The organism is Pseudarthrobacter sp. SORGH_AS 212 (genome assembly GCF_030818145.1).
In the GTDB taxonomy this organism is placed as follows: Bacteria; Actinomycetota; Actinomycetes; order Actinomycetales; family Micrococcaceae; genus Arthrobacter.
In genome coordinates, this window is the sequence record NZ_JAUTAA010000001.1 from 350,343 (window position 1) to 373,715 (window position 23,373).

17 protein-coding genes and 1 pseudogene are annotated in these 23,373 nt (G+C 68.6%); 5 read left to right on the plus strand and 13 right to left on the minus strand.

Annotated elements, in window-relative coordinates:
- Positions 1–103: 103 nt before the first annotated feature.
- From tyrS to QE394_RS01560, 3 genes are read right to left on the minus strand one after another with little or no spacing between them, the layout of a single operon-like run.
- Positions 104–1,417, minus strand: a complete 1,314-nt coding sequence (gene tyrS / locus QE394_RS01550; RefSeq protein ID WP_056083193.1) for a tyrosine--tRNA ligase — start codon at positions 1,415–1,417, stop codon at positions 104–106.
- 33 nt (positions 1,418–1,450) lie between these two features.
- On the minus strand, positions 1,451–3,679 hold the full coding sequence (locus tag QE394_RS01555; RefSeq protein ID WP_349033575.1) for an AAA family ATPase: 2,229 nt from the start codon (positions 3,677–3,679) through the stop codon (positions 1,451–1,453).
- Between the two features lie 52 nt (positions 3,680–3,731).
- Entirely contained in the window at positions 3,732–4,424 is a 693-nt protein-coding gene (locus tag QE394_RS01560; protein ID WP_056083199.1) for a DNA-3-methyladenine glycosylase, read from the minus strand.
- Between the two features lie 115 nt (positions 4,425–4,539).
- Here QE394_RS01560 and QE394_RS01565 point away from each other — a divergent pair, with 115 nt between their 5' ends.
- The gene (locus QE394_RS01565) at positions 4,540–6,045 is read left to right on the plus strand and encodes an AlkA N-terminal domain-containing protein (RefSeq protein ID WP_349033576.1); all 1,506 of its coding nucleotides are present in this window, start codon (positions 4,540–4,542) and stop codon (positions 6,043–6,045) included.
- Entirely contained in the window at positions 6,042–6,536 is a 495-nt protein-coding gene (locus tag QE394_RS01570; RefSeq protein ID WP_261620778.1) for a methylated-DNA--[protein]-cysteine S-methyltransferase, read from the plus strand. The genes QE394_RS01565 and QE394_RS01570 overlap by 4 nt, the downstream gene beginning before the upstream one ends.
- Positions 6,537–6,567: 31 nt before the next feature.
- Here QE394_RS01570 and QE394_RS01575 read toward each other — a convergent pair whose 3' ends face one another.
- From QE394_RS01575 to argC, 10 genes are all read right to left on the minus strand, one after another.
- Positions 6,568–7,329, minus strand: a complete 762-nt coding sequence (locus QE394_RS01575) for a maleylpyruvate isomerase family mycothiol-dependent enzyme (protein ID WP_349033577.1) — start codon at positions 7,327–7,329, stop codon at positions 6,568–6,570.
- A gap of 10 nt (positions 7,330–7,339) precedes the next feature.
- On the minus strand, positions 7,340–7,888 hold the full coding sequence (locus QE394_RS01580; protein WP_349033578.1) for a pyridoxamine 5'-phosphate oxidase family protein: 549 nt from the start codon (positions 7,886–7,888) through the stop codon (positions 7,340–7,342).
- Positions 7,889–8,033: 145 nt separating this feature from the next.
- A complete protein-coding gene (gene argH, locus QE394_RS01585; RefSeq protein WP_261620781.1) occupies positions 8,034–9,461 on the minus strand; it encodes an argininosuccinate lyase in 1,428 nt (475 codons plus the stop codon).
- Positions 9,462–9,466: 5 nt separating this feature from the next.
- Positions 9,467–10,672: an argininosuccinate synthase gene (locus QE394_RS01590; protein WP_056083213.1), complete on the minus strand. Its 1,206-nt coding sequence runs from the start codon at positions 10,670–10,672 to the stop codon at positions 9,467–9,469.
- A gap of 45 nt (positions 10,673–10,717) precedes the next feature.
- Positions 10,718–11,248: an arginine repressor gene (locus QE394_RS01595; RefSeq protein WP_015936711.1), complete on the minus strand. Its 531-nt coding sequence runs from the start codon at positions 11,246–11,248 to the stop codon at positions 10,718–10,720.
- Positions 11,248–12,252, minus strand: a complete 1,005-nt coding sequence (argF, locus tag QE394_RS01600) for an ornithine carbamoyltransferase (protein ID WP_261620782.1) — start codon at positions 12,250–12,252, stop codon at positions 11,248–11,250. The genes QE394_RS01595 and argF overlap by 1 nt, the downstream gene beginning before the upstream one ends.
- Positions 12,249–13,502, minus strand: coding sequence for an acetylornithine transaminase (locus QE394_RS01605; RefSeq protein WP_349033579.1), 1,254 nt, complete (start codon positions 13,500–13,502; stop codon positions 12,249–12,251). The genes argF and QE394_RS01605 overlap by 4 nt, the downstream gene beginning before the upstream one ends.
- Positions 13,499–14,458, minus strand: coding sequence for an acetylglutamate kinase (argB, locus tag QE394_RS01610; RefSeq protein WP_349033580.1), 960 nt, complete (start codon positions 14,456–14,458; stop codon positions 13,499–13,501). The genes QE394_RS01605 and argB overlap by 4 nt, the downstream gene beginning before the upstream one ends.
- A gap of 48 nt (positions 14,459–14,506) precedes the next feature.
- Positions 14,507–15,673, minus strand: a complete 1,167-nt coding sequence (gene argJ / locus QE394_RS01615; RefSeq protein WP_091719379.1) for a bifunctional glutamate N-acetyltransferase/amino-acid acetyltransferase ArgJ — start codon at positions 15,671–15,673, stop codon at positions 14,507–14,509.
- Positions 15,670–16,713 (minus strand): N-acetyl-gamma-glutamyl-phosphate reductase, encoded by a 1,044-nt coding sequence (gene argC, locus QE394_RS01620; RefSeq protein WP_349033581.1) that lies wholly within the window; start codon positions 16,711–16,713, stop codon positions 15,670–15,672. The genes argJ and argC overlap by 4 nt, the downstream gene beginning before the upstream one ends.
- A gap of 142 nt (positions 16,714–16,855) precedes the next feature.
- On the opposite strand from argC, the gene QE394_RS01625 reads away from it, so the two are divergent.
- The 3 genes and pseudogenes from QE394_RS01625 to QE394_RS01635 all read left to right on the plus strand — a co-directional run bounded on the left by QE394_RS01625 (position 16,856) and on the right by QE394_RS01635 (position 23,356).
- The gene (locus tag QE394_RS01625) at positions 16,856–17,821 is read left to right on the plus strand and encodes a quinone oxidoreductase (RefSeq protein ID WP_056083229.1); all 966 of its coding nucleotides are present in this window, start codon (positions 16,856–16,858) and stop codon (positions 17,819–17,821) included.
- Between the two features lie 206 nt (positions 17,822–18,027).
- Positions 18,028–21,982, plus strand: a pseudogene (locus QE394_RS01630) (Pls/PosA family non-ribosomal peptide synthetase).
- A 15-nt stretch (positions 21,983–21,997) separates the two neighbouring features.
- Positions 21,998–23,356, plus strand: a complete 1,359-nt coding sequence (locus tag QE394_RS01635; RefSeq protein WP_349033582.1) for a M1 family metallopeptidase — start codon at positions 21,998–22,000, stop codon at positions 23,354–23,356.
- The last annotated feature ends 17 nt before the right edge of the window (positions 23,357–23,373 follow it).

Here is a 23,373-nt window from a genome sequence, read left to right on the forward strand (position 1 = left end):
TGTCACCACTCAGCGGCGGCGACTCAGAAAACAATACACGCCCCTCCGTGGCCGCGCAAATCGGCCACAGAGAGGCGTGCAGGTGGTAGGTTTCCCTCCCCCGCTACGGGACCAGCACTTCCACCGTTGCCAGGTTCTTCTTGCCCCGGCGGAGCAGCAGGTACTGCCCGTGGAGGAGTTCTGATTCAGCAATGACCGTTTCCGGGTCCAGCACCTTTTCGTTGTTGACGTAGGCGCCTCCTTCACCCACAGTGCGCCGGGCTGCCGATTTGCTTTCCGAAAGGCCGGACGCCACCAACAGGTCCACAATTCCCAGCGCGTCCACCTGCACCGTGGCGGTGGGGAGCTCGGAAGTGGCCGCCTGGAGGGTCTGCTTGTCCAAGGCGGCAAGGTCACCGTTACCAAAAAGGGCAGCTGATGCGGCAATGACCTTCTCAGTGGCATCAACGCCGTGAACCAGCGAGGTCACTTCGAAGGCGAGCTTCCGCTGGCCCTCACGGGCGAAGGGACGCTCGGCGACGGCCGTGGCAATGTCCTCGATCTCCGAACGGGTGAGGAAGGTGAACACCTTGAGCCGGTCCACAACGTCGGCATCTGCCGTGTTGAGCCAGAACTGGTAGAAGGCGTAGGGGCTGCACATGCCGGCATCAAGCCAGATGGCGTTCCCTTCACTCTTGCCGAATTTGGTTCCGTCCGAATTGGTGATCAGCGGCGTTCCCATGGCGTGGACGCTCTTGCCCTCAACCTTGCGGATAAGCTCGGTGCCGCTCGTCAGGTTGCCCCACTGGTCCGAACCGCCGGTCTGCAGCATGCAGGCGTAGTCACGGTAGAGCTGCAAGTAGTCCATGCCCTGGAGGATCTGGTAGCTGAACTCCGTGTAGCTGATTCCCTCGTCCGAGCTGAGGCGGGACGCAACGGCGTCCTTGCGCAGCATGGTGCCTACGCGGAAGTGCTTGCCCACTTCGCGCAGGAAGTCGATGGCGCTCAGCGGCGCAGTCCAGTCCAGGTTGTTCACCATCCGGGCGGCGTTGTCGCCCTCGAAGCTGAGGAAACGCCGGACCTGGGCCTGGAGGTACCCGACCCATTCCGCCACGGTGTCCTTGGTGTTCAGCGTCCGCTCCGCCGTCGGACGGGGATCGCCGATCATGCCCGTGGAGCCTCCCACGAGGCCAAGCGGCTTGTGCCCGGCGAGCTGCAGCCGCCGCATGACCAGCAGCTGGACCAGGTTGCCCAGGTGCAGGCTGGGCGCGGTGGGGTCGAAGCCGCAATAGTACGTGACCGGTCCGCCGGCGAGGAGCTTCTCAAGTTCGGCTTCGTCGGTGGAGACGTGGACCAGGCCACGCCACTTCAGCTCCTGCCAAATGTTGGCGAAGGTGGGGTCGTTCTGTTGCGTTTCGAGGCTGTTGATGTCTGGCACGCCTTCTAAGTTAGCAGTATCGCAGCGCCCGGATCAGCGGACGATGCCGGCCGGGACGGGCTGCGCCGCGATCAGCCGCAGGCGCTGCGTGGCGCGGGTCATGGCCACATACAGGTCCCCCACCTTGCCGTGCTCGTGGTTCAGCATGGTGGACGGTTCCAGAACCACCACCCCGTCGAACTCCAGGCCTTTCGCTTCGCGGGGGCTTATGACCACAATGTCCTGCTCGTAACTGCCTGCACCGGTGCCGATGCGGCGCCCGTAGGCCGAACGCAACGCGGACGTCGCGGCAGGCAGCAGCTCACCGTCGGCAATCACGGCGAGCAGGCCGCCGTCGAGCGCTTCCAGCTCCTCCGGAAGGACCTCGACGAGGCGGCTGACCACCGCTCCCGCTTCCACTTCGTCAACGATGGGCGACCAGCGGCCCTCGCGGACGGCCTTGGGAGCGGACACCACCAGGCCGGCAGCGTTTGCCATCCGGACCGCGGCCTCGGCGATCTGGGACGGGGTGCGGTAGTTGACGGTCAGCTCCTCGAGCTGCCACCGTTCACCGAACATCGGGGCCAGGGCGCCCTGCCAGGAGTTGGCGCCGGCCACGGAACTGGTCTGGGCAATGTCCCCCACTATGGTGAAGGACTTCAGCGGGCACCGCCGGACGAGGAGCCGCCACTGCATGGGCGACAGTTCCTGCGCTTCGTCAACCACGATGTGTCCGAACGCCCAGGTGCGGTCGCTGGTGGCACGCTCCGCGGCCGTCTGCCGGGTTTCCTGTTCACGGTTTTGCTCGGCCAGTTCCTCAGCCGACATCAGCGGGTCCACGCCTGCCATCTGCATGTTTTCGAGGGTCTGCTTGGCGTTGGCGACGTCCCGGGCACGGTCGTGTTCCTGCTGGGCAAGGCCCCGCCCGGCGGCGGGGTCGAGCTCGCCGAGCAGCTCGGCTGCCTCGTCCAGCAGCGGCACATCCGCTTCGGTCCACGGGGCGTCCGCCGGCCGCCGCAGCAGTTCCCGCTCCGCCGGGGTAAGGAGCGGGGTGCAGAACTCAAGGATGGCGGGCTTGCTGAACAGCTCGGAGATCAGCTTCTCCGGCGTCATGGGCATCCAGCACAGGTTCAGGGCGATCCGAACATCCCGGGCGGTGCGGACGTCTTCGGCCAGGTACGAGCGGTCGGCACTGTTGCCGATGTTGTCCGCCTCGATCATGTCGGTGAGCTGTTCCGTGAGTTCGCGCAGCAGGATCTTCACGAACGTCACGCGGGCCTCGTTGTGCGGCTTCCCGGTGGAACGCGCCCGCTCGCGTGCGCGGCGGACCTGCCGCGGCGTCAGGGTCAGTTTGCGGCCGTCCACTTCAAGGATGCGGTTGGCTGCAGGAGTCCGCTGGCGGTTGGAGACGGCGTTGGCCACGATCTTCGCCATGTCCAGGCGGCCCTTAATGGCGGCGACGTCCGGGTCGGCTTCGGGCACCGCATGGATTCCGGGCATCAGGCGGCCCACGCTGGCCATCACGACGCCGGTCTCGCCCAGCGAGGGCAGCACGCGTTCGATGTACTTCATGAACGACGACGACGGGCCCACCAGCAGCACGCCTGCACTCTTGAGCCGGTCCCGGTGGGTGTACAGCAGGTACGCGGCACGGTGCAGCGCCACGGCGGTCTTGCCCGTACCGGGGCCGCCCTGCACCACCAGGGCGCCCGAAATGGACGAACGGATGATCCGGTCCTGTTCAGACTGGATGGTGCTCACGATGTCCGACATCCGGCCGGTCCGCTTGGAGTTCAGCGCGGCCAGCAGGGCGCCCTCGCCCTGCAGGGATTCGTCGTCCGAGAGCATCGACGCATCCAGCACGTCGTCTTCAATGGCTTTGACCTCGCGGCCCTGCAGGATCAGGTGGCGGCGCCGGCGGACACCCTGCCGGTCGAAGGCTGTGGCCTGGTAGAAATGCCCGGCTTCGGGGGCACGCCAGTCCACCATGAGCCGCTGCAGGTCCTCGGTGGTGAGGCCGATCCGGCCGATGTACTGTTCTTCGCCGGAGTCCAGGTCCAGGCGGCCGAAGACCAGGCGGTCGTCGACGGCGTCCAGCTGCGCCAGGCGGTCTTCGTACAGTGCCGCGAACGCGTCGCGCTCGGAGACGTTCTGCATGGTGCCCACGGCACCGGACCGGCGCACCTGTGACAGCTGCCGGCGCTTCTCCTCACGGAGCTCTTCCAGCCGGGCATACAGGCCGGCTACATACTCACGTTCGTGGGCCAAATCGGCGTCGAGCATTTAACGTTCCCCTATCGCGCAAGACAGACCGTCCATTCTACAACCATTTCCGTTAACGCTTGTGAAACCCGGCGCTCCCGGACACGGGAGGCTTTCGCGCCCTGGACCGCGGCTGGGCCGCCTTGTATGCGGAGACCGTGGGGTCGCCCGTTAGCCAGAAACGCCAGGCATACTCGTCGGAACCGCCGGCGCCGGATACGCCCACACGGGGACCGGAACTGAGCTCCGTCGCCGGCCCGGACGGAAGCACGAGCCGGAACGGCGCGGCCAGGGCATCCCGGCCGCTGTCCGCCGTCGTCAGTCCCAGCGCCTTGGCGAGCCGGGCCGGGCCCCGGGCGAGGTCTGCGGGCGTCTTCGACGTGGGCCGCCGGAGCTGCGCAAGGCCAACGCCCTCCACGATTTCGCCGGCCCGCAGCAACAGGGCGGAGGCAACGCCTTCGGGCCCGCAGACGATATTGGTGCAATGGTGCATGCCGTAGGTGAAGTAGACGTACAGGTGCCCGGCCGGCCCGAACATGGGGGCGTTCCGGGGCGTTTGGCCGCGGAAGGTGTGCGACCCCGGATCCGGGTGCAGCGAGTCCTCGGGCCCCAGGTAGGCCTCCACCTCGGTGAGCCGGACGGATACCGGCCCCTCGCGGGATTCGTGGGTGAGGACGGCCCCCAGCAGGAGCGGGGCCAGCTCCCGCGCGTCTCCGGTGAGGATTTCCCGCAGCGGCCGCCCCGCCGTGGACGGATATTCATTCATGGCCAGACCCTACCCAAATCCCGCGAAACCTACCGGAACACCGCGGCGGGCCGGGCTGCAGGGACGTGTCCGATTTCCGCTAGTGAAGGCCGCCTGCGGCTGGCAGGATGGAGGAATGGACTTTTGGCAGCGCTACCGCGCCATCGATGCGCGCGACACCCGCTTCGACGGGCAGTTCTTCACCGCTGTCCGGTCCACCGGCATCTACTGCCGCCCGTCCTGCCCGGCGCGGACACCCAAAGCCTCGAACGTGACGTTCTACGAAACGTCCGCTGCGGCGCACGACGCCGGCTACCGGGCCTGCAAGCGCTGCCTCCCGGAGGCTGTGCCCGGCACGCCGGCGTGGAATATCCGCCAGGACGTCGCCGGCCGGGCCATGCGCCTGATCAACGACGGCGTGATCAACCGCGACGGCGTGGAGGGCCTCGCCGCCCGCTTGGGGTACTCCTCGCGGCAGCTGAACAGGATCCTGACCCACGAACTGGGCGCCGGTCCCCTGTCCCTGGCCCGGGCGGGACGCGCACAGACCGCCCGGACGCTTTTGGTCTCGACGGGCATGAAGCTGGCCGACATTGCGTTTGCCGCGGGCTTCAGCAGCGTGCGGCAGTTCAACGAAACGGTGGCGGAGGTCTTCGCCATGACGCCATCCGCCCTCCGGGCCACCGCACGGCCAGGCACTCCTGCCGGCGGAACCACGGCCCTGAGCCTCAGCCTTCCGTACCGGCGGCCCTTTGATCCGGGCATCTTCTCCTTCCTGGCCGTGCGCGCCATTCCCGGCATCGAGGTGGGAACACCTACCTCCTACGCCCGGACGCTGCGCCTTCCCCACGGCGATGCCCGGTTTACTGTGGCGTACGACGACGGCGCCCGGGGGCGGCCGCTGACACTCACCGTCGGTGCGGTGGACCTGCGCGACCTCCCCGCACTGCTGAGCCGGGTCCGGCGGCTGTTCGACCTGGACGCCGACCCGGAGGCGATCGACAGCACCCTCGGCGTGGACCGGAGGCTCGCGGCGGCGGTAGCCGAAACACCGGGAATCCGGATGCCCGGCGCCCTCGATCCGCAGGAACTGCTGGTCCGCGCAATGGTGGGCCAGCAGATCACGGTGGCCGGGGCCCGCACGGCGCTGACCCAACTGTCCGCCGCAGGCAGCCCCAGCAGTTCTCCCGCAGAAGGACTGGACCGGCTGTTTCCCTCGCCTGCGGAAACCGCGGCAGCGGGACACCTGCTGCGCGGCCCCCGCCGGCGGACCGAATCCCTCCTGCACGCTGCCTCAGCCATGGCTGACGGCCAGCTCCAGTTCGGCTACGGCGACGACCTCGCAAGCCTCACCGCGGCACTGCTGCCGCTGCCCGGCGTCGGGCCCTGGACGGTGGGCTATGTGGCCATGCGCGTCCTGGGCGCTCCCGACATCTTCCTGGCCAACGATGCAGCCGTCCGCAACGGAATACGGGCCCTTGCCCCCGGCGGAGATGCCGGTGGAGATGCCGCCGCGCCGGACTTCCGCGAGGTCAGCCCGTGGCGCTCCTACGCGACGATGCACCTCTGGCGCGCCGCGGCCAAACCCCGACAGCCCATCGACCGACGCGGCACCCCCGCACCCGTGAAAGTGATGCCATGAAAGCCCAACTGCTGGAAATGTCCACCCCGGACGGCCCGTTCACCATCCTCGCCAGCGACGGCGTGGTGCTGGCATCCGGATGGACCTCCGGGCCCGCCGGCCTGACCGGGCAGATCCACCCCGCCCTGCTCCCCGCATCGTTCGAAGAGGTGACCGGCCTCGGTGCGATTTCGGCCGCCGTCGATGCCTTCTACAGCGGCGACCCCGCACCGGCCATGGCCGTCCCCGTCCTGCAGCGTTCCGGGCCTTTCCGCTCCCATGCCTGGGATGTCCTGCGGGAGGTCAAACCCGGTTTCCCGGTGACGTACACCGAGTACGCGGCGCTGGCGGGCAACGCCAAAGCCGTCCGGGCGGCGGCCAGTGCCTGTGCCTTCAACGCCGCGGCCCTGTTCGTTCCGTGCCACCGGGTGATCCGCACGGATGGCAGCCTGGGCGGGTTCCGCTGGGGCCTGCAGGTCAAGGAAAGCCTGCTCGCGCGCGAAGCCGCCTGACCCCGGCGGACGCCACCTGGTGTCCCGGCTTCTACTTGGTGGCCGGGGTGGCGGCTGGCCAGGGCAGCAGCTCCGGAAGGTCCGTGCCGTCAGCGTTGGCCGACGCGCGGAGGCTGCCGAGGGTGGGTTCCCGGCCGGCCAGCCAGGCGGCGAGGTCGGTGAGCATGCCGTTGACCACGGTGGACCGGTTGCCGCTGCCCAGGGAGACCGGCGGCAGTCCGAGGGGTTGCAGGAGTAGTTTGACTCCGGGCTGCACCCTCGGTTCGAGGAATTTGAAGAGGTGGCCGCAGAAGTCCCTGCCCCAGGTTTCGGGTCCCCTGCCGGTGAGCAGGTCCGCGTTGTGGATGGTGAGTTCGCGCCACAGGGCAAGCCCGCCGTCGAGTACCACTCCCCCGCGGTAGGCAATGGGAGCCCACCATCCGTTGCGGTTGGCGGACGAATCCTTGACCCCCGGGAGGGCATCGAATGCCCGCAGCGCCCGGTCAATGGCGGTGGACAGGTCAGCCTGGTGGATGGCGGCGTCGTGGCCGGCCGCCATGTCGATGGCCCGGTTCCGGCCGTCCATGCCGCCGTCGTACAGTTCCACCGTCTCTCCGCGGGCTGCGTACTCCAGCTGCCGGGCCATCGCGTTGGAGATTCCGGTGAGGTGCGCCAGGACGTGGCCGCGGCTCCACCCGGGAAGCGCGGACGGAGCCTTCACGTCCCCGTCCGTGAGTTTGGCGACGTCGGTGGTGAGGTCGCCGGCGGCCTTGTGGAGCGCGGGAAGCAGGGTATCCGGTGCGGGAGCTGTCATGGGGCTCATCCTAGTCCGCGGGTGTGCCGTTCCGGCCCAGCCTGTGCCGCACATGCTGGCGGTCGTTGCTGGCCTGCCAGAACTCGTACTCCGTCGGCTGGACGGCGTACAGCTGCCAGCCCGGGTTGCTGTTGCCGTCGCTGCGCGGGCGGTCCGCCCAGTCACGGGCGGACGCCTCAGCCGACAGTTCGGCCACCGGACCGGCCACCCGGACCTGCCGGCCCTGGGACGCCCAGTAGAAGTTCATCGCCGCCTGCGGCGCAGCGGCCAATTCCCTGCCTTTGCGGGACGTGCGGGACGTGGCGAAGTGCCAGCCGTCGTCGTCGATGTTCTTCAGGATCAGCATGCGCGACGACGGCTGCTGCCTGCCGCCGGAATCGTCGCCGACCGTCGCGAGGCTGAAGGCGTGTGGCTGCGGTTCGCCCGCTGCCAGGGCCTCGTCCAGCCACTGCCTGAAGAGTTCGGCGGGGTCCTGCGGCGCTGTGGCGGGGTCGAACTCCGGAAGGCTGGCCGGGAAGTCCGGGAGGGCGCGGAGGAACGTGCGGAAGGTTTCGCTCATGGCGCCATGCTAACGGGGCGGTCCCGCTGAAAGTCCAACGCCTGCTCATTTGTTGGCCCTTAAACGGCAACGCCCGCTCACTTCCGCGAAGAAAGTGAGCGGGCGTCGGCGTGAAAGCCGCCAGAGGTGAGCGGGCGTTGAAGCCTTATCCGGCGTACTCTCGCACGCCGGCAAGCTCGCGTTCGAGGGCGGCCAACTGGCGTTCGACGGCGGCCGGTGCCGTTCCACCCTGCGAGTTGCGGCTGTTGAGCGACCCCTCGGTGGACAGGACGGTGCGGACCTCAGGGGTGAGGTGCTCCGAGATGGCCGCGTACTCTTCGTCGGTCAGGTCCCACAGCTCAACGCCGCGGGATTCTGCCTGCTTGACCGCTGCGCCGGACAGTTCGTGCGCCTCGCGGAAGGGCACGCCCTGGCGGACCAGCCATTCGGCGATATCCGTGGCCAGCGCGAAGCCCTGCGGGGCCAGTGACTCCATCCGCTCCCGGTTGAACTTAAGGGTGGCGATCATGCCGGACACTGCCGGGAGTAGCAGCTCCAGGGTGTCTGCGGCGTCGAACACCGGTTCCTTGTCCTCCTGCAGGTCGCGGTTGTACGCGAGCGGCAGGCCCTTGAGCGTTGCCAGCAGGCCGGTCAGGTTGCCGATCAGGCGCCCTGCCTTGCCACGCGCCAGCTCGGCCACGTCCGGGTTCTTCTTCTGCGGCATGATCGAGGACCCCGTGGAGTAGGAATCATGCAGCGTGACGAAGGAGAACTCCTTGGTGGCCCAGAAGATGACTTCCTCGGAGATCCGGGACAGGTCCACGCCGATCATGGAGCAGACCCAGGCAAACTCGGCGAAGACATCGCGGGCGGCGGTGCCGTCAATCGAGTTGTGCGCGGCCGAGAAGAAGCCGAGGTCCGCTGCCACGGCCTCCGGATCGAGCCCGAGGGAAGATCCGGCCAGTGCGCCGGACCCGTACGGCGAGACACCGGCACGCTTGTCCCAGTCCTGGAGCCGCTGGACATCGCGCAGCAGCGGCCAGGCGTGGGCCAGCAGGTGGTGGCTGAGCAGGACCGGCTGGGCGTGCTGCAGGTGGGTCCGGCCGGGCATGGCCACGCCCTGGTGGGCCTTTGCCTGTTCCACCAACGCATCGATGGTGGCCAGGACGCCCCGGGCAATGATGCGTGCGTGGTCGCGCAGGAACATCCGGCCCAGGGTTGCCACCTGGTCGTTGCGTGACCGGCCGGCGCGGAGCTTGCCGCCCAGTTGGGCGCCGGCGCGTTCGATCAGTCCGCGTTCCAGCGAGCCGTGGACGTCCTCGTCGGATTCCGCGGGCAGGTAGGCGCCCGAGGCAACGTCCTCGTCCAGCTGCGTGAGCGCGGCGAGCATGCCGTCGAGCTCGGCAGCATCCAGCAGCCCGGCCTTGTGCAGCACGCGGGCGTGCGCCTTGGACCCGGCGATGTCGTAGCGGGCCAGCCGCCAGTCAAAGTGCGTGGACTTGCTCAGCGCGGCCAGTGCATCCGCGGGGCCGCCGGCGAACCGGCCGCCCCACAGTGCACCGGTGTTGGTTGCTTCTGCTTTTGGCTCAGCCACGGAAGCTACTCGCCTGCGACCCGCAGGTCGCGGCCCGAGGCGACCTTGGAGGACATGCCAAACAGTTCGATGAAGCCGCGCGCCATGGACTGGTCGAAGGTGTCGCCGGTGTCGTAGGTGGCGAGGTCGAAGTCGTAGAGCGAGGTGTCTGAGCGGCGGCCGTTGACGATGGCCTGGCCGCCGTGGAGCACCATGCGGATGTCGCCGGAGACGTACTTCTGGGTGTCTTCGATAAACGCGTCGAGGGAGCGCTTGAGAGGGGAGAACCACTGTCCGTCGTACACCAGCTCGGCCCAGCGCTGGCCAACGGTTGCCTTGAAGCGTGCCTGCTCGCGCTCAACGGTGATGTCTTCGAGGTGCTTGTGCGCGGTGATCAGGGCCATGGCACCGGGGGCCTCGTAGATCTCGCGGGACTTGATGCCGACGAGCCGGTCTTCCACGACGTCGATCCGGCCAACGCCCTGGGCACCTGCACGGCGGTTCAGTTCCTGGATGGCCTGCAGCGGGGTGACCTTGACGCCGTCGATCGCTACCGGGACACCGGCCTGGAAGGAGATGGTGACCTCATCCGGTGCCGGCGGGAATTCCGGGGTGGCGGTGTAGTCGTAGATGTCCTTGGTGGGGGCGTTCCAGATGTCCTCGAGGTAGCCGGTTTCGACGGCGCGTCCCCAGACGTTCTGGTCGATCGAGTACGGGTTCTTCTTCGTGGTCTCGATCGGCAGGCCCTTTTCCTCGGCGAAGGCAATGGCCTTGTCGCGGGTCAGCGCGAGGTCGCGGACGGGGGCGATGCATTTCAGGTCCGGTCCGAGGGTCTGGATGCCCACTTCGAAGCGGACCTGGTCGTTGCCCTTGCCGGTGCAGCCGTGGGCCACGGTGGTGGCGCCGAATTCGCGCGCAGCCTTGACCAGGTGCTTGACGATGACGGGGCGGGAGATGGCGGAGACCAGCGGGTAGTGGCCCTGGTAGAGGGCGTTGGCCTTCAGCGTGGGCATGGCGTATTCGTTGGCGAATTCGTCACGGGCGTCGGCGACGTAGGCTTCCACGGCGCCGCAGCCGAGGGCACGCTGGCGGATTGTCTCGAGGGACTCGCCGCCCTGTCCGACGTCGACGGCCACGGCGATGACCTCTGCACCGGTGGCTTCACCGATCCAGCCGATGGCTACGGACGTGTCCAGGCCGCCGGAGTAGGCAAGCACAATGCGTTCAGTCACTTCAGATGCTCCTTGTTGGGGTTGGTTGGTTGATTGTCTTCAAGCTTATTGCCCGGCGTCCTCGGCCAGCTGCAGGAAGCGGGCTGCGAGGTCCGGGCCGCCCAGCGGGTCGCGGGAGACCAGCAGGACGGTATCGTCGCCGGCGATGGTGCCCAGGATGGACGGCATCACCGAGTGGTCGATGGCCAGGGCAAGGAAGTTCGCGGCCCCGGGCGGGGTCCGCAGGACCACCAGGTTGGCGGACGCTTCGGCCGTGACCAGCAGTTCGCTGCACAGGCGGGCGAGCCTGGCGTCCAGGATTTCCTGGCTCACGCCGCTGCGCGCCGACCGTTCCCCGCCCTCGGCCGGTACGGCGTAGACCAGGGCGCCTTCCTTGCCGCGGACGCGGACGGCGCCGAGTTCCACGAGGTCCCGGGACAGGGTTGCCTGGGTGACCTGCACGCCGTCGTCCGCCAGCAGGGCCGCAAGCTCGGCCTGCGACCGCACCGACTGGCCCGTGAGGATGGCAGTGATGCGCGCCAGCCGGGCAGTCTTGGTGGCCGGGCTGGAGCCCGGTGCCGACGGGTTGGTGGACACTAGAACGTGCTCTCGCCGGTACCTTCAACGGGAGCCAGCCCGTCAACGAAGGCCAGGCCGGACCGGTGCATCAGCCACGCCATGAGCGCCTTCTGGGCGTGGAGCCGGTTCTCGGCCTCGTCCCAGACGATCGACTGCGGGCCGTCAATGACGCCGGCGGAGATTTCGTAGCCGCGGTAGGCGGGGAGGCAGTGGAGTACGACGGCGTCTTGCGCGGCGAGTGCCATGGCGTCCCCGTCCACGGAGTAGTCGCGGAACAGCTGGAGCCTGGCTTCCTTCTCGGCTTCCTGGCCCATCGAGACCCAGGTGTCGGTGGCCACGACGTCAGCACCCTGCAGGGCTTCCTTTGCATCGGTGGTGATGAGCACCGAGCCTCCCGTTTCTGCCGCGCGTTCTTCTGCGGCGGCCACGATCTCCGCGGCCGGCAGGTACCCTTCGGGGCCGGCGATCCGGACGTGCATGCCTGCGGTGACGCCGGCCAGCAGGTAGGAGTTGGCCATGTTGTTGGCGGCGTCCCCCAGGTAGCTCATGGTCAGGCCCTTCAGGTCGCCCTTGTGTTCCTTGACGGCCAGCAGGTCTGCCAGGAGCTGGCAGGGGTGGTAGTCATCGCACAGGGCGTTGATGACCGGAACCTTGGAGTTTTCGGCCATCGCCACCAGGCCGGAGTGGGCCCCGGTGCGCCAGACGATGGTGGAGACCATGCGCTCAAGGACTTTGGCGGTGTCCTCCACGGATTCCTTGTGGCCGATCTGTGCCTCGCCCGGGTTGATGATCAGAGCGTTGCCGCCCATGTCGGCGATGCCGGTGGCGAAGGAAACCCGGGTGCGGGTGGAGGTCTTGTCGAAGATGACAGCAACGGTCTTGCGTCCGCTGCCCTCGGCGGCGAACGGCTGGACACTGTACGGCGCGGCCTTCATGCGGACAGCGAGGTCCAGCACTTCCGCCTGTTCGGCGGGGCTGAGGTCGGTGTCCTTGAGGAAGTGCCGGGTGGTTGCAACGGTCACTGGGCGTCCTTAGCTGCTTGGAGGATTGCCGGGAAGGCGGCGAGGAAGGTGTCGGCCTGGGCCGTGCTGAGGATCAGCGGCGGCGCCAGGCGGATGGTGCGCGGGCCGGGGCTGTTGACGATGAATCCGGCGTCAAGTCCTGCCTGCACGACCGCAGGTGCGACGTCGGCGTCGAGGTCGAAGCCAATCAGCAGGCCTTCTCCCCGGACCTCCGTGACGCCGTGAATGGCTGCCAGCGCCGAACGCAGGTGCTCCCCCACCGCGGCAACGTTCGCCAGCACGTGCTGGCTTTCCAGGGCGTGCAGCGTGGCGAGGGCCGCAGCCGTCGCTACCGGATTGCCGCCGAAGGTGGTGCCATGCTGGCCGGCGGACAACAGCGACGACGTCTGCTCACCGAACGTGAGCAGGGCGCCGATGGGGAATCCACCGCCCAGTCCCTTGGCCAGGGTGATGGCATCGGGGACGATGCCGGCGTCGGAGCTGGCGAACCACTTGCCCGTGCGGCCGATGCCGGTCTGGACCTCGTCGAGGATCAGCAGCGCCCCGGCCTTGGTGGTGGCTTCACGCGCGGCCTTCAGGTAGCCGGGTGGCAGGGGCCGCACACCGGCCTCGCCCTGGATGGGTTCCAGGAACACTGCGGCGACGGTCCCGTCCACGGCGGCTTCGAGGGCGGCGATGTCCCCGAAGGGGATGTGCACCACGCCGCCGGGCAGCGGCTCGAAGGGTGCCCGGTAGGCCTCCTTGGCCGTCAGGGCGAGGGCGCCCATGGTCCGGCCGTGGAAGGCCCCCTCGAGGGCGATGATTTTGGTGCGCTTGGTGCCGCCGCTGCCGGTGTTGCGGCGGGCCAGCTTGAAGGCTGCCTCGTTGGCTTCGGTGCCGGAGTTGCTGAAGAACACCTTGGACCCGGCAGGTGCTGCGGCCAGGTCCAGCAGCTTTTCGGCCAGCGCAACCTGCGTGGGGCTGGTGAAGAAGTTGGACACGTGGCCCAGGGTGGCCAGCTGGCTGGAAATCACGGAGGTGACGAACGGGTGGGCATGGCCGAGGGCGTTGACGGCGATACCGCCGAGCAGGTCCAGGTATTCCTTGCCGTCGGCGTCCCACACGAGGCAGCCGGAACCACGGACCAGGACGCGTTGCGGGGCGCCGAACACGCCCATGAGCGAGGTGGAGTAGCGGGACAGCCATTCCGAGCCGGCGTGGCCCTGGGTTTCGACCAGCTCAGTTACTGAGGGCTTCTCAACGGTATTCATGCGTTTGTCTCCTCGTCCGGGACTACCTGGGTGCCGATGCCCGCGGTGGTGAAAGTTTCCAGAAGCATGGAGTGGGGCAGTCGCCCGTCCACGATGTGTGCCCGCTCCACGCCCTCGTCGATGGCCTTGAGGCAGGCGGCCATCTTGGGGATCATGCCCGACTCGAGGCTGGGCAGCATGTCCCGCAGTTCCGTCGCCGTGAGCGAGGAGATCAGCGAGGACTTGTCCGGCCAGTTGGCGTAGAGGCCTTCGACGTCGGTCAGGATCACCAGCTTCGAAGCGCCGAGGGCGGACGCCACAGCCGCGGCTGCGGTGTCCGCGTTGACGTTCAGGACCTGGCCGGTGGGCTGGAAGCGCGCAGCGCCGGGAACGCCGTCGCCGCCGTCGACGATTTCGGGAGCAACGGTGGAGATGACCGGGATGCGTCCGGCGTCGAGGATGTCCACGATGCCTGCGGGGTCGACGCCGACCACCTCGCCTACCAGCCCGAGGTCCACATCTTCGCCGTCCACCACGGTCCCGGTGCGGACGGCGCGCAGCAGGCCGCCGTCTTCGCCGGACATGCCCACTGCGTAGGGGCCGTGGGAGTTGATGAGGCCCACAAGTTCCCTGCCCACCTGGCCGGTGAGGACCATGCGGACCACATCCATCGCTTCCGGGGTGGTGACGCGGAGGCCGCCCTTGAATTCGGATTCGATGCCCAGCCGGCCCAGCATGGCATTGATCTGTGGGCCGCCGCCATGGACCACCACGGGATGAATGCCTACATGGTGCAGGAAGACGATGTCCTCGGCGAAGGCCCGGCGGAGGTCGTCGTTGACCATTGCGTTGCCGCCGTACTTGATCACCATGGTGGTGCCGGCGAACCGCTGGATCCAGGGAAGGGCTTCGATCAGGGTCGCAGCCTTGTCCTGGGCGTCGGACATGCTGGTGTTCTCACGCGTCTGGGTGTTCATGCTGTCTCTTCCGCAAAAGTAGGCAAACGTGCTGGCAACGTTCAGCGCCTAGCTTGAGTAGGCGCTGTTTTCGTGCACGTAGTCGTGGGTGAGGTCGTTGGTCCAGATGGTTGCCTCGGCATCGCCGGCCTGCAGATCGATTTCCACCAGGACTTCACGCGGTTCCAGGTCCACGAGGCCCCGGTCGTCACCGATGCTGCCGTTGCGGCAGATCTGGATGCCGTTCATGGCCACGTTGAGCTTGTCTGCTTCGAAGACGGCGTCTGTGGTGCCAACGGCGGACAGCACGCGGCCCCAGTTCGGATCCTTACCGAAAATGGCAGCCTTGAACAGGTTGGACCGGGCCACGGAGCGGCTGACGGTTTCAGCGTCCGCTTCGCTGGCGGCGTTGAACGTCCGGATGGCGATGTCGTGGCTGGCGCCTTCGGCGTCGCCGATCAGCTTGCGGGCGAGCTCGGCGCAGACCTGCGTCAGGCCGGCACCAAACGCCTCCGCTGCCGGCACCGCACCGGAGGCGCCCGAGGCGAGCAGGACCACGGTGTCGTTCGTGGACATGCAGCCGTCGGAGTCGGCGCGGTCAAAGGTGACGCGGGTGGCGTCGCGGAGGACGACGTCGAGCATTTCGGGTTCGACGGCGGCATCCGTGGTGAGGACCACCAGCATCGTGGCCAGCCCCGGAGCCAGCATGCCGGCCCCCTTGGCGATCCCGCCGATGGTGAATTCCTGGCCGTCCGCGTCGGTGCCGATGAACAGCGCGGACTTGGGGACGCTGTCCGTGGTCATGATGGCCGTGCCGGCGTCCGGGCCGCCGTCGGCACTGAGGGCAGCAGCCGCGGCCTCGACACCGGGAAGGATCTTGTCCATGGGAAGCTGCTCGCCAATCAGGCCGGTGGAGCAGACGAAGACGTCGGTGGCCGAGATGCCCAGCACGTCGGCCACTTTCTCGGCGGTGCTGTGGGTGTTCTGGAACCCGGTGGGTCCGGTGCAGGCGTTGGCGCCACCGGAGTTCAGGATGACGGCGTCCACGCGGCCGTCGGATACGACCTGGCGGGACCAGTGCACGGGGGCCGCTGCCACGCGGTTGCTGGTGAAGACTGCGGCTGCCGCCTTGGACGGTCCGTCGTTGACCACCAGGGCGAGGTCCGGGTTTCCGGAGGCCTTCAGCCCGGCGGTGACGCCGGCGGCCCGGAATCCCTGGGGTGCGGTAATGGTCACGGGGCTACTCCCTGCAGGTTGAGGCCGGCGGTTTCCGGCAGGCCGAGTGCGATGTTCATGGACTGCACGGCACCGCCGGCAGTGCCTTTGGTGAGGTTGTCGATCACGCAGGTGACAATGACCCGGCCGGTGTGGGGGTCAAAGGCCACCTGCATGGCGGCGTGGTTGGAGCCCTGGACCGACTTCGTGCCGGGCCACTGGCCTTCAGGCAGCAGGTGGATGAATGGTTCGTCGTCGTAGGCATCAGCCCAGGCCTGCCGCAGCCGCTCTGCGGTGGCGCTGTTCAGCGCCTGCGGCTTCACCTTGGCGGTGGCAGTGGTCAGGATGCCGCGGCTCATCGGAGCCAGGGTGGGCGTGAAGGAAACAGTGACTTGCTCGCCCGCCGCGTTGGACAGGCCCTGCTCGATCTCCGGTGTGTGCCGGTGGCCGCCGCCCACGCCGTAGGGGCTCATGGAGCCCATGACTTCGGCGCCGATCAGATTAACCTTGGCGGCCTTGCCCGCGCCGGAGGTACCGGACGCGGAAACGATGACGACGTCGTCGGGCTCCAGGAGGTTTGCGGCGAACCCCGGGGTCAGGGCGAGCAGCGCGGACGTCGGGTAGCAGCCCGGCACGGCGATGCGGGTGGCGCCTTTGAGTGCCTCGCGCTGGCCCGGCAGCTCCGGGAGGCCGTAGGGCCAGGTGCCGGCGTGGGCCGAGCCGTAGAACTTCTCCCACGCTGCCGGGTCTTCGAGACGGTGGTCTGCGCCGGCGTCGATCACCACGGTGCCCTCGGGCAGCTGCGCGGCAATTTCGGCGGATGCGCCGTGAGGCAGGGCAAGGAAGACGACGTCGTGGCCGGAGAGGTTCTCCACGGTGGTGTCCTCGAGGATGCGGCTGGCCAGCCCGTGCAGGTGCGGCTGCAGCTCGCCGAGCCGCGAGCCGGCGTTGCTGTGGGCGGTGATGGCACCGATCGTGACGTCCGGGTGCCCGGCAAGGATGCGGAGCACTTCCCCGCCCGCGTAGCCGCTGGCGCCCGAAACTGCAACAGAAATAGTCATGATCCGACTATACAGCAATAGTTATGCATAGGCGCCGATACTTATGCATGCGATGGTTGTGGAACATTCGAAGGCCCGGGATCCAAGGGAATCCTTAGGATGGTTGGAGCAGCCGGAGACGCCGGCCCGGGAAAGGGAAGCAATGACGCACGCAATCGTCGCACGCCAGGCAGGCGGACCGGAAGTCCTCGAGTACACGGAGATTGACCGGCCGGTCCCGGGCCCAGGACAGTTGCTGGTCAAGGTCGGAGCGGCCGGGGTCAACTTCATAGATACCTACAAGCGGGGCGGTGTCTACAAGGTCCAGTACCCCTTCATCCCGGGTTCCGAAGCCGCCGGCACAGTGGAGGCCGTGGGTGACGGGGTGACCTCGTTTACCGCCGGGGACCGCGTTGCCACGGCCGAGGGCGTCAACTGTTACGCGGAGTATGCGCTGGTGGATGAAGACGCCGCGCTCCCGGTGCCCGCCGGGCTGGATGACTTCACCGCAGCAGCCCTCCCCCTGCAGGGCATGACGGCCCATTACCTGATGAACTCCACCTTCAAGGTGGAACCCGGCCACACCGTCCTGCTGCATGCCGGCGCCGGCGGCGTGGGGCTGCTCCTCATCCAACTGCTGAAGGCCCGCGGCGCCCAGGTCATCACCACCGTGTCCACCGACGAAAAGGAACAGCTGGCCCGTGAAGCAGGCGCTGACCACGTGCTGCGGTACGAGGGCTTTGCGGCGCGGGTCCGCGGGATTACCGGCGGCACCGGCGCGGAAGTGGTCTACGACGGCGTTGGCAAGGACACGTTCGACGGCTCACTGGAGGCCCTTCGGATCCGCGGAACCCTGGTGCTCTTCGGCGCTGCGTCCGGCCCCGTCCCGCCGGTGGATCCGCAGCGCCTCAATGCCGGCGGCTCGCTGTTCCTGACCCGGCCCACCATGGGGCACTACCTCCAGGATGCCGCCGAGCGGCGGTGGCGCTCGGGCGAAATTTTCGCAGCCGCGGCCGACGGCACCCTCAAGGTCCGCGTCGGCGGGCGCTACCCGCTGTCCCAGGCAGAGCAGGCACACCGGGACCTCGAAGGCCGCCGCACCACCGGCAAGGTGGTGCTGGTTCCCTGAGGCCGGGCCACCCCGGCTGAACGTGCGGTGAACTGCGGGTCCCCCCGGCTGGCGGAACCCGGCGCGCCGGACACCTGTTGTTCACCTTGCCGGGGCAAAATGCCCGGGTGACTCAGCAGCAGGTCCCCCTTGGGGATATCCATTCCGGCGCCACGCCGGGCGCGCCCCCTACATCCGGCGGTTCACAGGCCGGTGGATCCCCCGAATTGGGGCCGGAAGGGGCTTCAACCCCGGGTTCGGCCCAGTCTCAGGGCACGCACGCGCCGCAGTTCCCGGGGTCACCGGCCGCCCCACCCGTCCGGACGCTGATTGATATCCTCCAGGACACTGCTGCCTGTTTCCCCGACGCATCGGCGCTCGACGACGGCCGTGTGTCCCTTAGTTACGCCCAGCTCATGGACGAAGTACGATCCGCCGGGCGCCGCCTCCACCAGGCGGGCCTCGGTGCCGGCGACCGGATCGGCGTGCGGATTCCTTCAGGCACCAACGAGCTGTATGTGTCCATCCTGGCCGTCCTGCTGGTGGGCGCCGCCTACGTCCCGGTTGACGCCGACGATCCCGACGAACGGGCCCGCCTGGTCTTCAACGAGGCCAAAGTCGCCGCCGTCCTGGAAGGCGGGCAGGTGATCAGGCCCGGCATGGCAGGAGGCCGCCGCCCAGGGCCCTTTGCGGGCGCACGCCCGCCCGTCCCGGATGACGACGCCTGGATCATCTTCACTTCCGGCTCCACCGGAACACCCAAGGGCGTTGCGGTCCGGCACCGTTCGGCCGCCGCGTTCGTGGACGCGGAGGCAAGGATCTTCCTGCACGGCGATCCCCTGGGACCCCAGGACCGGGTATTGGCGGGGCTCTCCGTGGCCTTCGACGCCTCCTGCGAAGAGATGTGGCTTGCCTGGCGGCACGGCGCCTGCCTGGTTCCCGCACCACGCGCCCTGGTCCGGACAGGCATGGACCTTGGCCCCTGGCTGATCAACCACGGCATCACCGCCGTTTCCACCGTGCCCACCCTCGCGGCACTCTGGCCCGCTGAATCCCTGGAAAACGTCCGCCTGCTCATCTTCGGCGGGGAGGCCTGCCCGCCCGAACTGGCGGAGCGCCTTGCCGTGGAAGGCCGCGAGGTGTGGAATACCTATGGCCCCACCGAAGCGACAGTAGTGGCCTGCGCAGCCCCCCTGGCAGGTTCCGGCCCCGTGCGGATTGGCCTGCCCCTGGACGGCTGGGACCTCGCCGTCGTCGACGCCCGCGGCATTCCGGTGGCCGAAGGCGGGACGGGTGAGCTGATCATCGGCGGCGTCGGGCTGGCCCGGTACCTTGACCCCGCCAAGGACGCCGAAAAAGTACGCTCCCATGCCCAGCCTGGGCTGGGACCGCGCCTACCGCTCCGGCGACCTTGTCCGCTTCGAGCAGGCGGGCCTCATATTCCAGGGCCGGGCCGACGAGCAGGTCAAACTGGGCGGCCGCCGGATCGAGCTGGGCGAAATCGACTCCGCCATGCAGTCGCTGCCCGGGGTTGCCGGTGCGGCCGCCGCGGTGCAGACGACGGCGGCGGGCAACCAGATCCTGGTGGGCTACCTGGCACCTGTTGCCGGTGAAGACCTGGACCTGGCTGAGGCACGCGGGCGCCTGGCAGGAAGCCTGCCGGCTGCGCTGGTGCCCCTCCTGACGGTGGTGGATTCGCTGCCCACCAAGACCAGCGGGAAGGTGGACAGGCATGCGCTGCCCTGGCCGCTCGCCGGTGCCGGTGCTGCGGAGGCGGACGCTGCTCCCCTGCACCTCCCCGGGGACGCCACCTGGATCGTGGAGCAATGGAGCAGCATCCTGGGCAGTCCGGTGACATCCCTCGACGCGGACTTCTTCGCGTACGGCGGCGGATCCCTGTCCGCGGCGCAGCTGGTCTCCGCCCTCCGGGTCCGCTACCCCACCATCACCGTCGCCGACATCTACGCCACACCCCGGGTGGGGGCGCTGGTGGAGCTGGCACGGCAGTCACGCCCCGATGGGTCCTTTGGCCCGGCAAAGGACCGCACCGTGCGGCCCACCGCCCGCAAATCCCAGGTGTTCCAGACACTGATGGGCGTTCCACTGCACATCCTGGTGGGCATGCGCTGGCTGACCTACCTCATGGCAGCCAACAACCTGCTGGCAGGCAATGCCGGGTTCGCCGCAGCTCCCACCGTGTCATGGTGGTGGGTGGCGGCCTCGTGGCTGGTGTTCGTCAGCCCGGCGGGACGGATGCTGCTGGCGGTGGCCGCCGCGCGGATCCTGCTCCGAGGTGTCAGGCCCGGCACGTATCCGCGTTCCGGCCGTGTCCACCTCCGGCTCTGGCTGGCAGAGCAGATCCAGGACCTGGCCGGCGCCATCAGCCTGGGAAGCGCAGCGTGGGTGCCCTACTACGCCCGGGCTCTCGGCGCGAAGATTGGCCGGGACGTCCAGCTGCACTCGCTGCCGCCGGTGACAGGGCTGCTCACGCTGGGCCGGGGCGCCAACGTGGAGCCGGAGGTGGATTTGTCCGGGTGGTGGATCGACGGCGACCACGTCCACATCGGCGCGATCCGGATCGGGGCCGGCGCCTCGGTGGGCGCCCGCAGCACGCTGATGCCCGGAACGTCCATCGGCGCAGGGGCGCAAGTGGACGCGGGCTCAGCGGTCTCCGGGAAGGTCAAGGCCGGGCAGCTGGTGGCCGGCTCGCCCGCCCGCCGGCAGGGCAAAGCCAAGCATTCCGCTCCTGCAGCGCCGGTCCTGGGCCCCGTGGCAGCCAAAGCCTGGTTCGGCGGATTCGCGCTTGCCTCGGCAGTACTGTCCCTGCTGCCCTTCGTGTCCGCGGCGGCGGCCGCCTGGGTGGCCTACCTGTTCATCCAGGGGGGCACCTCCCTCAGCGGCGCGCTGCCGCGGCTCCTGCTCGCGCTCGCGCCGGCTGCGCTCACCTGGTTCGCGGCCAACGCCCTCCTCATCCTTGCCGCAACCCGGCTCCTCAGCGTTGGCATCACCGAGGGCTACCACCGGGTCCGCAGCAGGGTGGGCTGGCAAATCTGGGCCACCGAACGCGTCCTCGACCTTGCCAGGGACCTGCTGTTCCCCATCTATGCCAGCCTCTTCACGCCGGTGTGGCTGCGCCTGCTGGGAGCAAAAATCGGCAAGAACGTGGAGGCCTCCACGGTGCTGCTGATCCCCAAGATGACCACCGTGGGCGAAGGTGCCTTCCTGGCGGACGACACCATGGTGGCCTCCTACGAGCTGGATGGCGGGTGGCTGCGCGTGGCCCCGGCCAAGATCGGCAAACGGTCCTTCCTGGGCAACTCCGGCATGACCGCAGCGGGCCGGAACGTCCCCAAGAACTCGCTGGTCGCGGTCCTCTCCGCAACGCCGGCCAAGGCCAAATCCGGCACGTCCTGGCTGGGCAGTCCGCCGGTCCGCCTCCGCCGCACAGCGATCGCCTCCGACGACACCCGCACCTTCCAGCCCCCGCTGAAGCTCAGGGTCGCCAGGACGCTGTGGGAGCTGTGCAGGTTCCTGCCCGTCATGCTCACCGTGGGTATTGCCGGCGGCGCCATGCTGGTCTTCGACTGGTTGGCCGCCACCTTCAACTATGGGGTGGCAGCCCTGCTCAGCGGCGTCGTCATGCTGCTGGCCGGTTTCGTGGCCGCGTTCTCCGCCGTTGCCGCCAAATGGATCCTGGTGGGACGGATCCGGGCCGGCGAGCACCCCCTCTGGAGCTCGTTCATCTGGCGCAACGAAGTGGTGGACAGCTTCATCGAACTGGTCAGTGCACCATGGTTCGCCCGCGCCGCGTCCGGCACCCCGGCACTGGTCTGGTGGCTGCGTGCCCTCGGGGCGAAGATCGGGACGGGCACGTGGTGCGAAAGCTACTGGCTGCCCGAGGCGGACCTGGTGACCCTCGGCCGGAACGCCACCGTCAACCGGGGCTGCGTGGTGCAGACGCACCTGTTCCACGACAGGGTGATGAGCATTGACGCTGTTACCCTCGAAGACGGGGCCACCATGGGCCCGCACGGGGTCATCCTGCCCCAGGCCCGCGTGGGTGCCGGTGGAACGGTGGGTCCCGCGTCCCTGGTGATGCGCGGCGAGACCGTCCCGGCCGCCACGTACTGGATGGGCAACCCGGTCAGCCCGTGGAACGGCCCCGCAACACCGTCTGCCTAGCAACCGAAGGTCGCCATGAGTTCTCCAGCATCAGCCGCCCGCGGCAACGTAGCCGCGTCCAGCGGTGCGGCTCCCGATCCCTACATGCCGGGCGCCGGCACCAACGCCTACCGGGTGGAACGCTACGAACTGGACCTGGACTACCGCGTGGCCAGCAACCGCCTGGGCGGCAGGGCGGTGCTGCACGGCGTCGCCTGCGTGCCGACGTCGGCCATTGTCCTTGACCTGGTGGGGCTCCGCGCCTCCAAGGTCCAGCTCAATGGCAGGGCAGTGCGGTTCAGCCAGCGCGCCGGGCAGCTGGTGGCCTCAACCCCGGCTCCCCTCCAGGCGGACGAGCCCTTCACCCTCGATGTCCGGTACGGGGGCAGCCCCTCGCCCCGGCGCGGCATGTGGGGCGAAGTGGGCTGGGAAGAACTGACCGACGGCGTGCTGGTGGCCGGGCAGCCCAACGGCGCGCCATCCTGGTTTCCGTGCAACGACCATCCCCGCGACAAGGCCAGCTACAGGTTCACTGTGACCACCGACGCGAACTACCGCGCCGTATGCAACGGAGTGCTGCAGTCGCGCACCACCCGGTCCAGCCGGGAAACCTGGGTGTACGAGCAGGCTGAGCCCATGCCCGCGTACCTTGCCACCGTACAGATCGGCCGGTACGGCCTGCTGGAACTGGATGCCGGGCGCTCCGGACCACAGGTGCCGCAGTCCGTCGCCGTCTCCCCCGCGCTCGCCGACCAGGCACGCGCCGGACTGGCCCTGCAGCCGGCAATGATGCGGACGTTCAGCAGCTGCTTTGGGCCCTACCCGTTCGCCGGGCACACGGTGGTGGTCACCGAGGACGAGCTGGAGATCCCGCTTGAAGCCCAGGGGCTGTCCATCCTCGGCCCCAACCATTTGACCGCGGACTGGGAGTCGCAGCGGCTGATCGCCCACGAGCTCTCGCATCAGTGGTTCGGAAACTCCGTGACAGCCGCCAGCTGGCAGGACATCTGGCTCCACGAGGGCTTCGCCTGCTATGCCGAATGGATCTGGTCCGAGGAAGCCGGCGTGATGTCAGTCGCCGCCCGGGCGGGCGCCGCGTGGCGCGGGCTGAAGGCCGATGCGCAGGACCTTCTGGTGGGCGATCCGGGGCCGCAGCATATGTTCGATGACCGGGTTTACAAGCGGGGCGCCCTGGCCGTGCACGCCGTCCGCGTGGCAGTAGGTGATCTCGCCTTCTTTGCGCTGCTGCAGGAGTGGACCGCCACCCACCGGCACGGCTCGGTCAGCACGCATGACTTCATCATGGCCGTGGACCGTGCCACCGCCATCGACACCGAGGCGCTGCTGCACCCGTGGCTGTATGAGGAACTCCTGCCGCCGCTGCCGGCAGGCTGACGCCCCGTTCCGGTGCT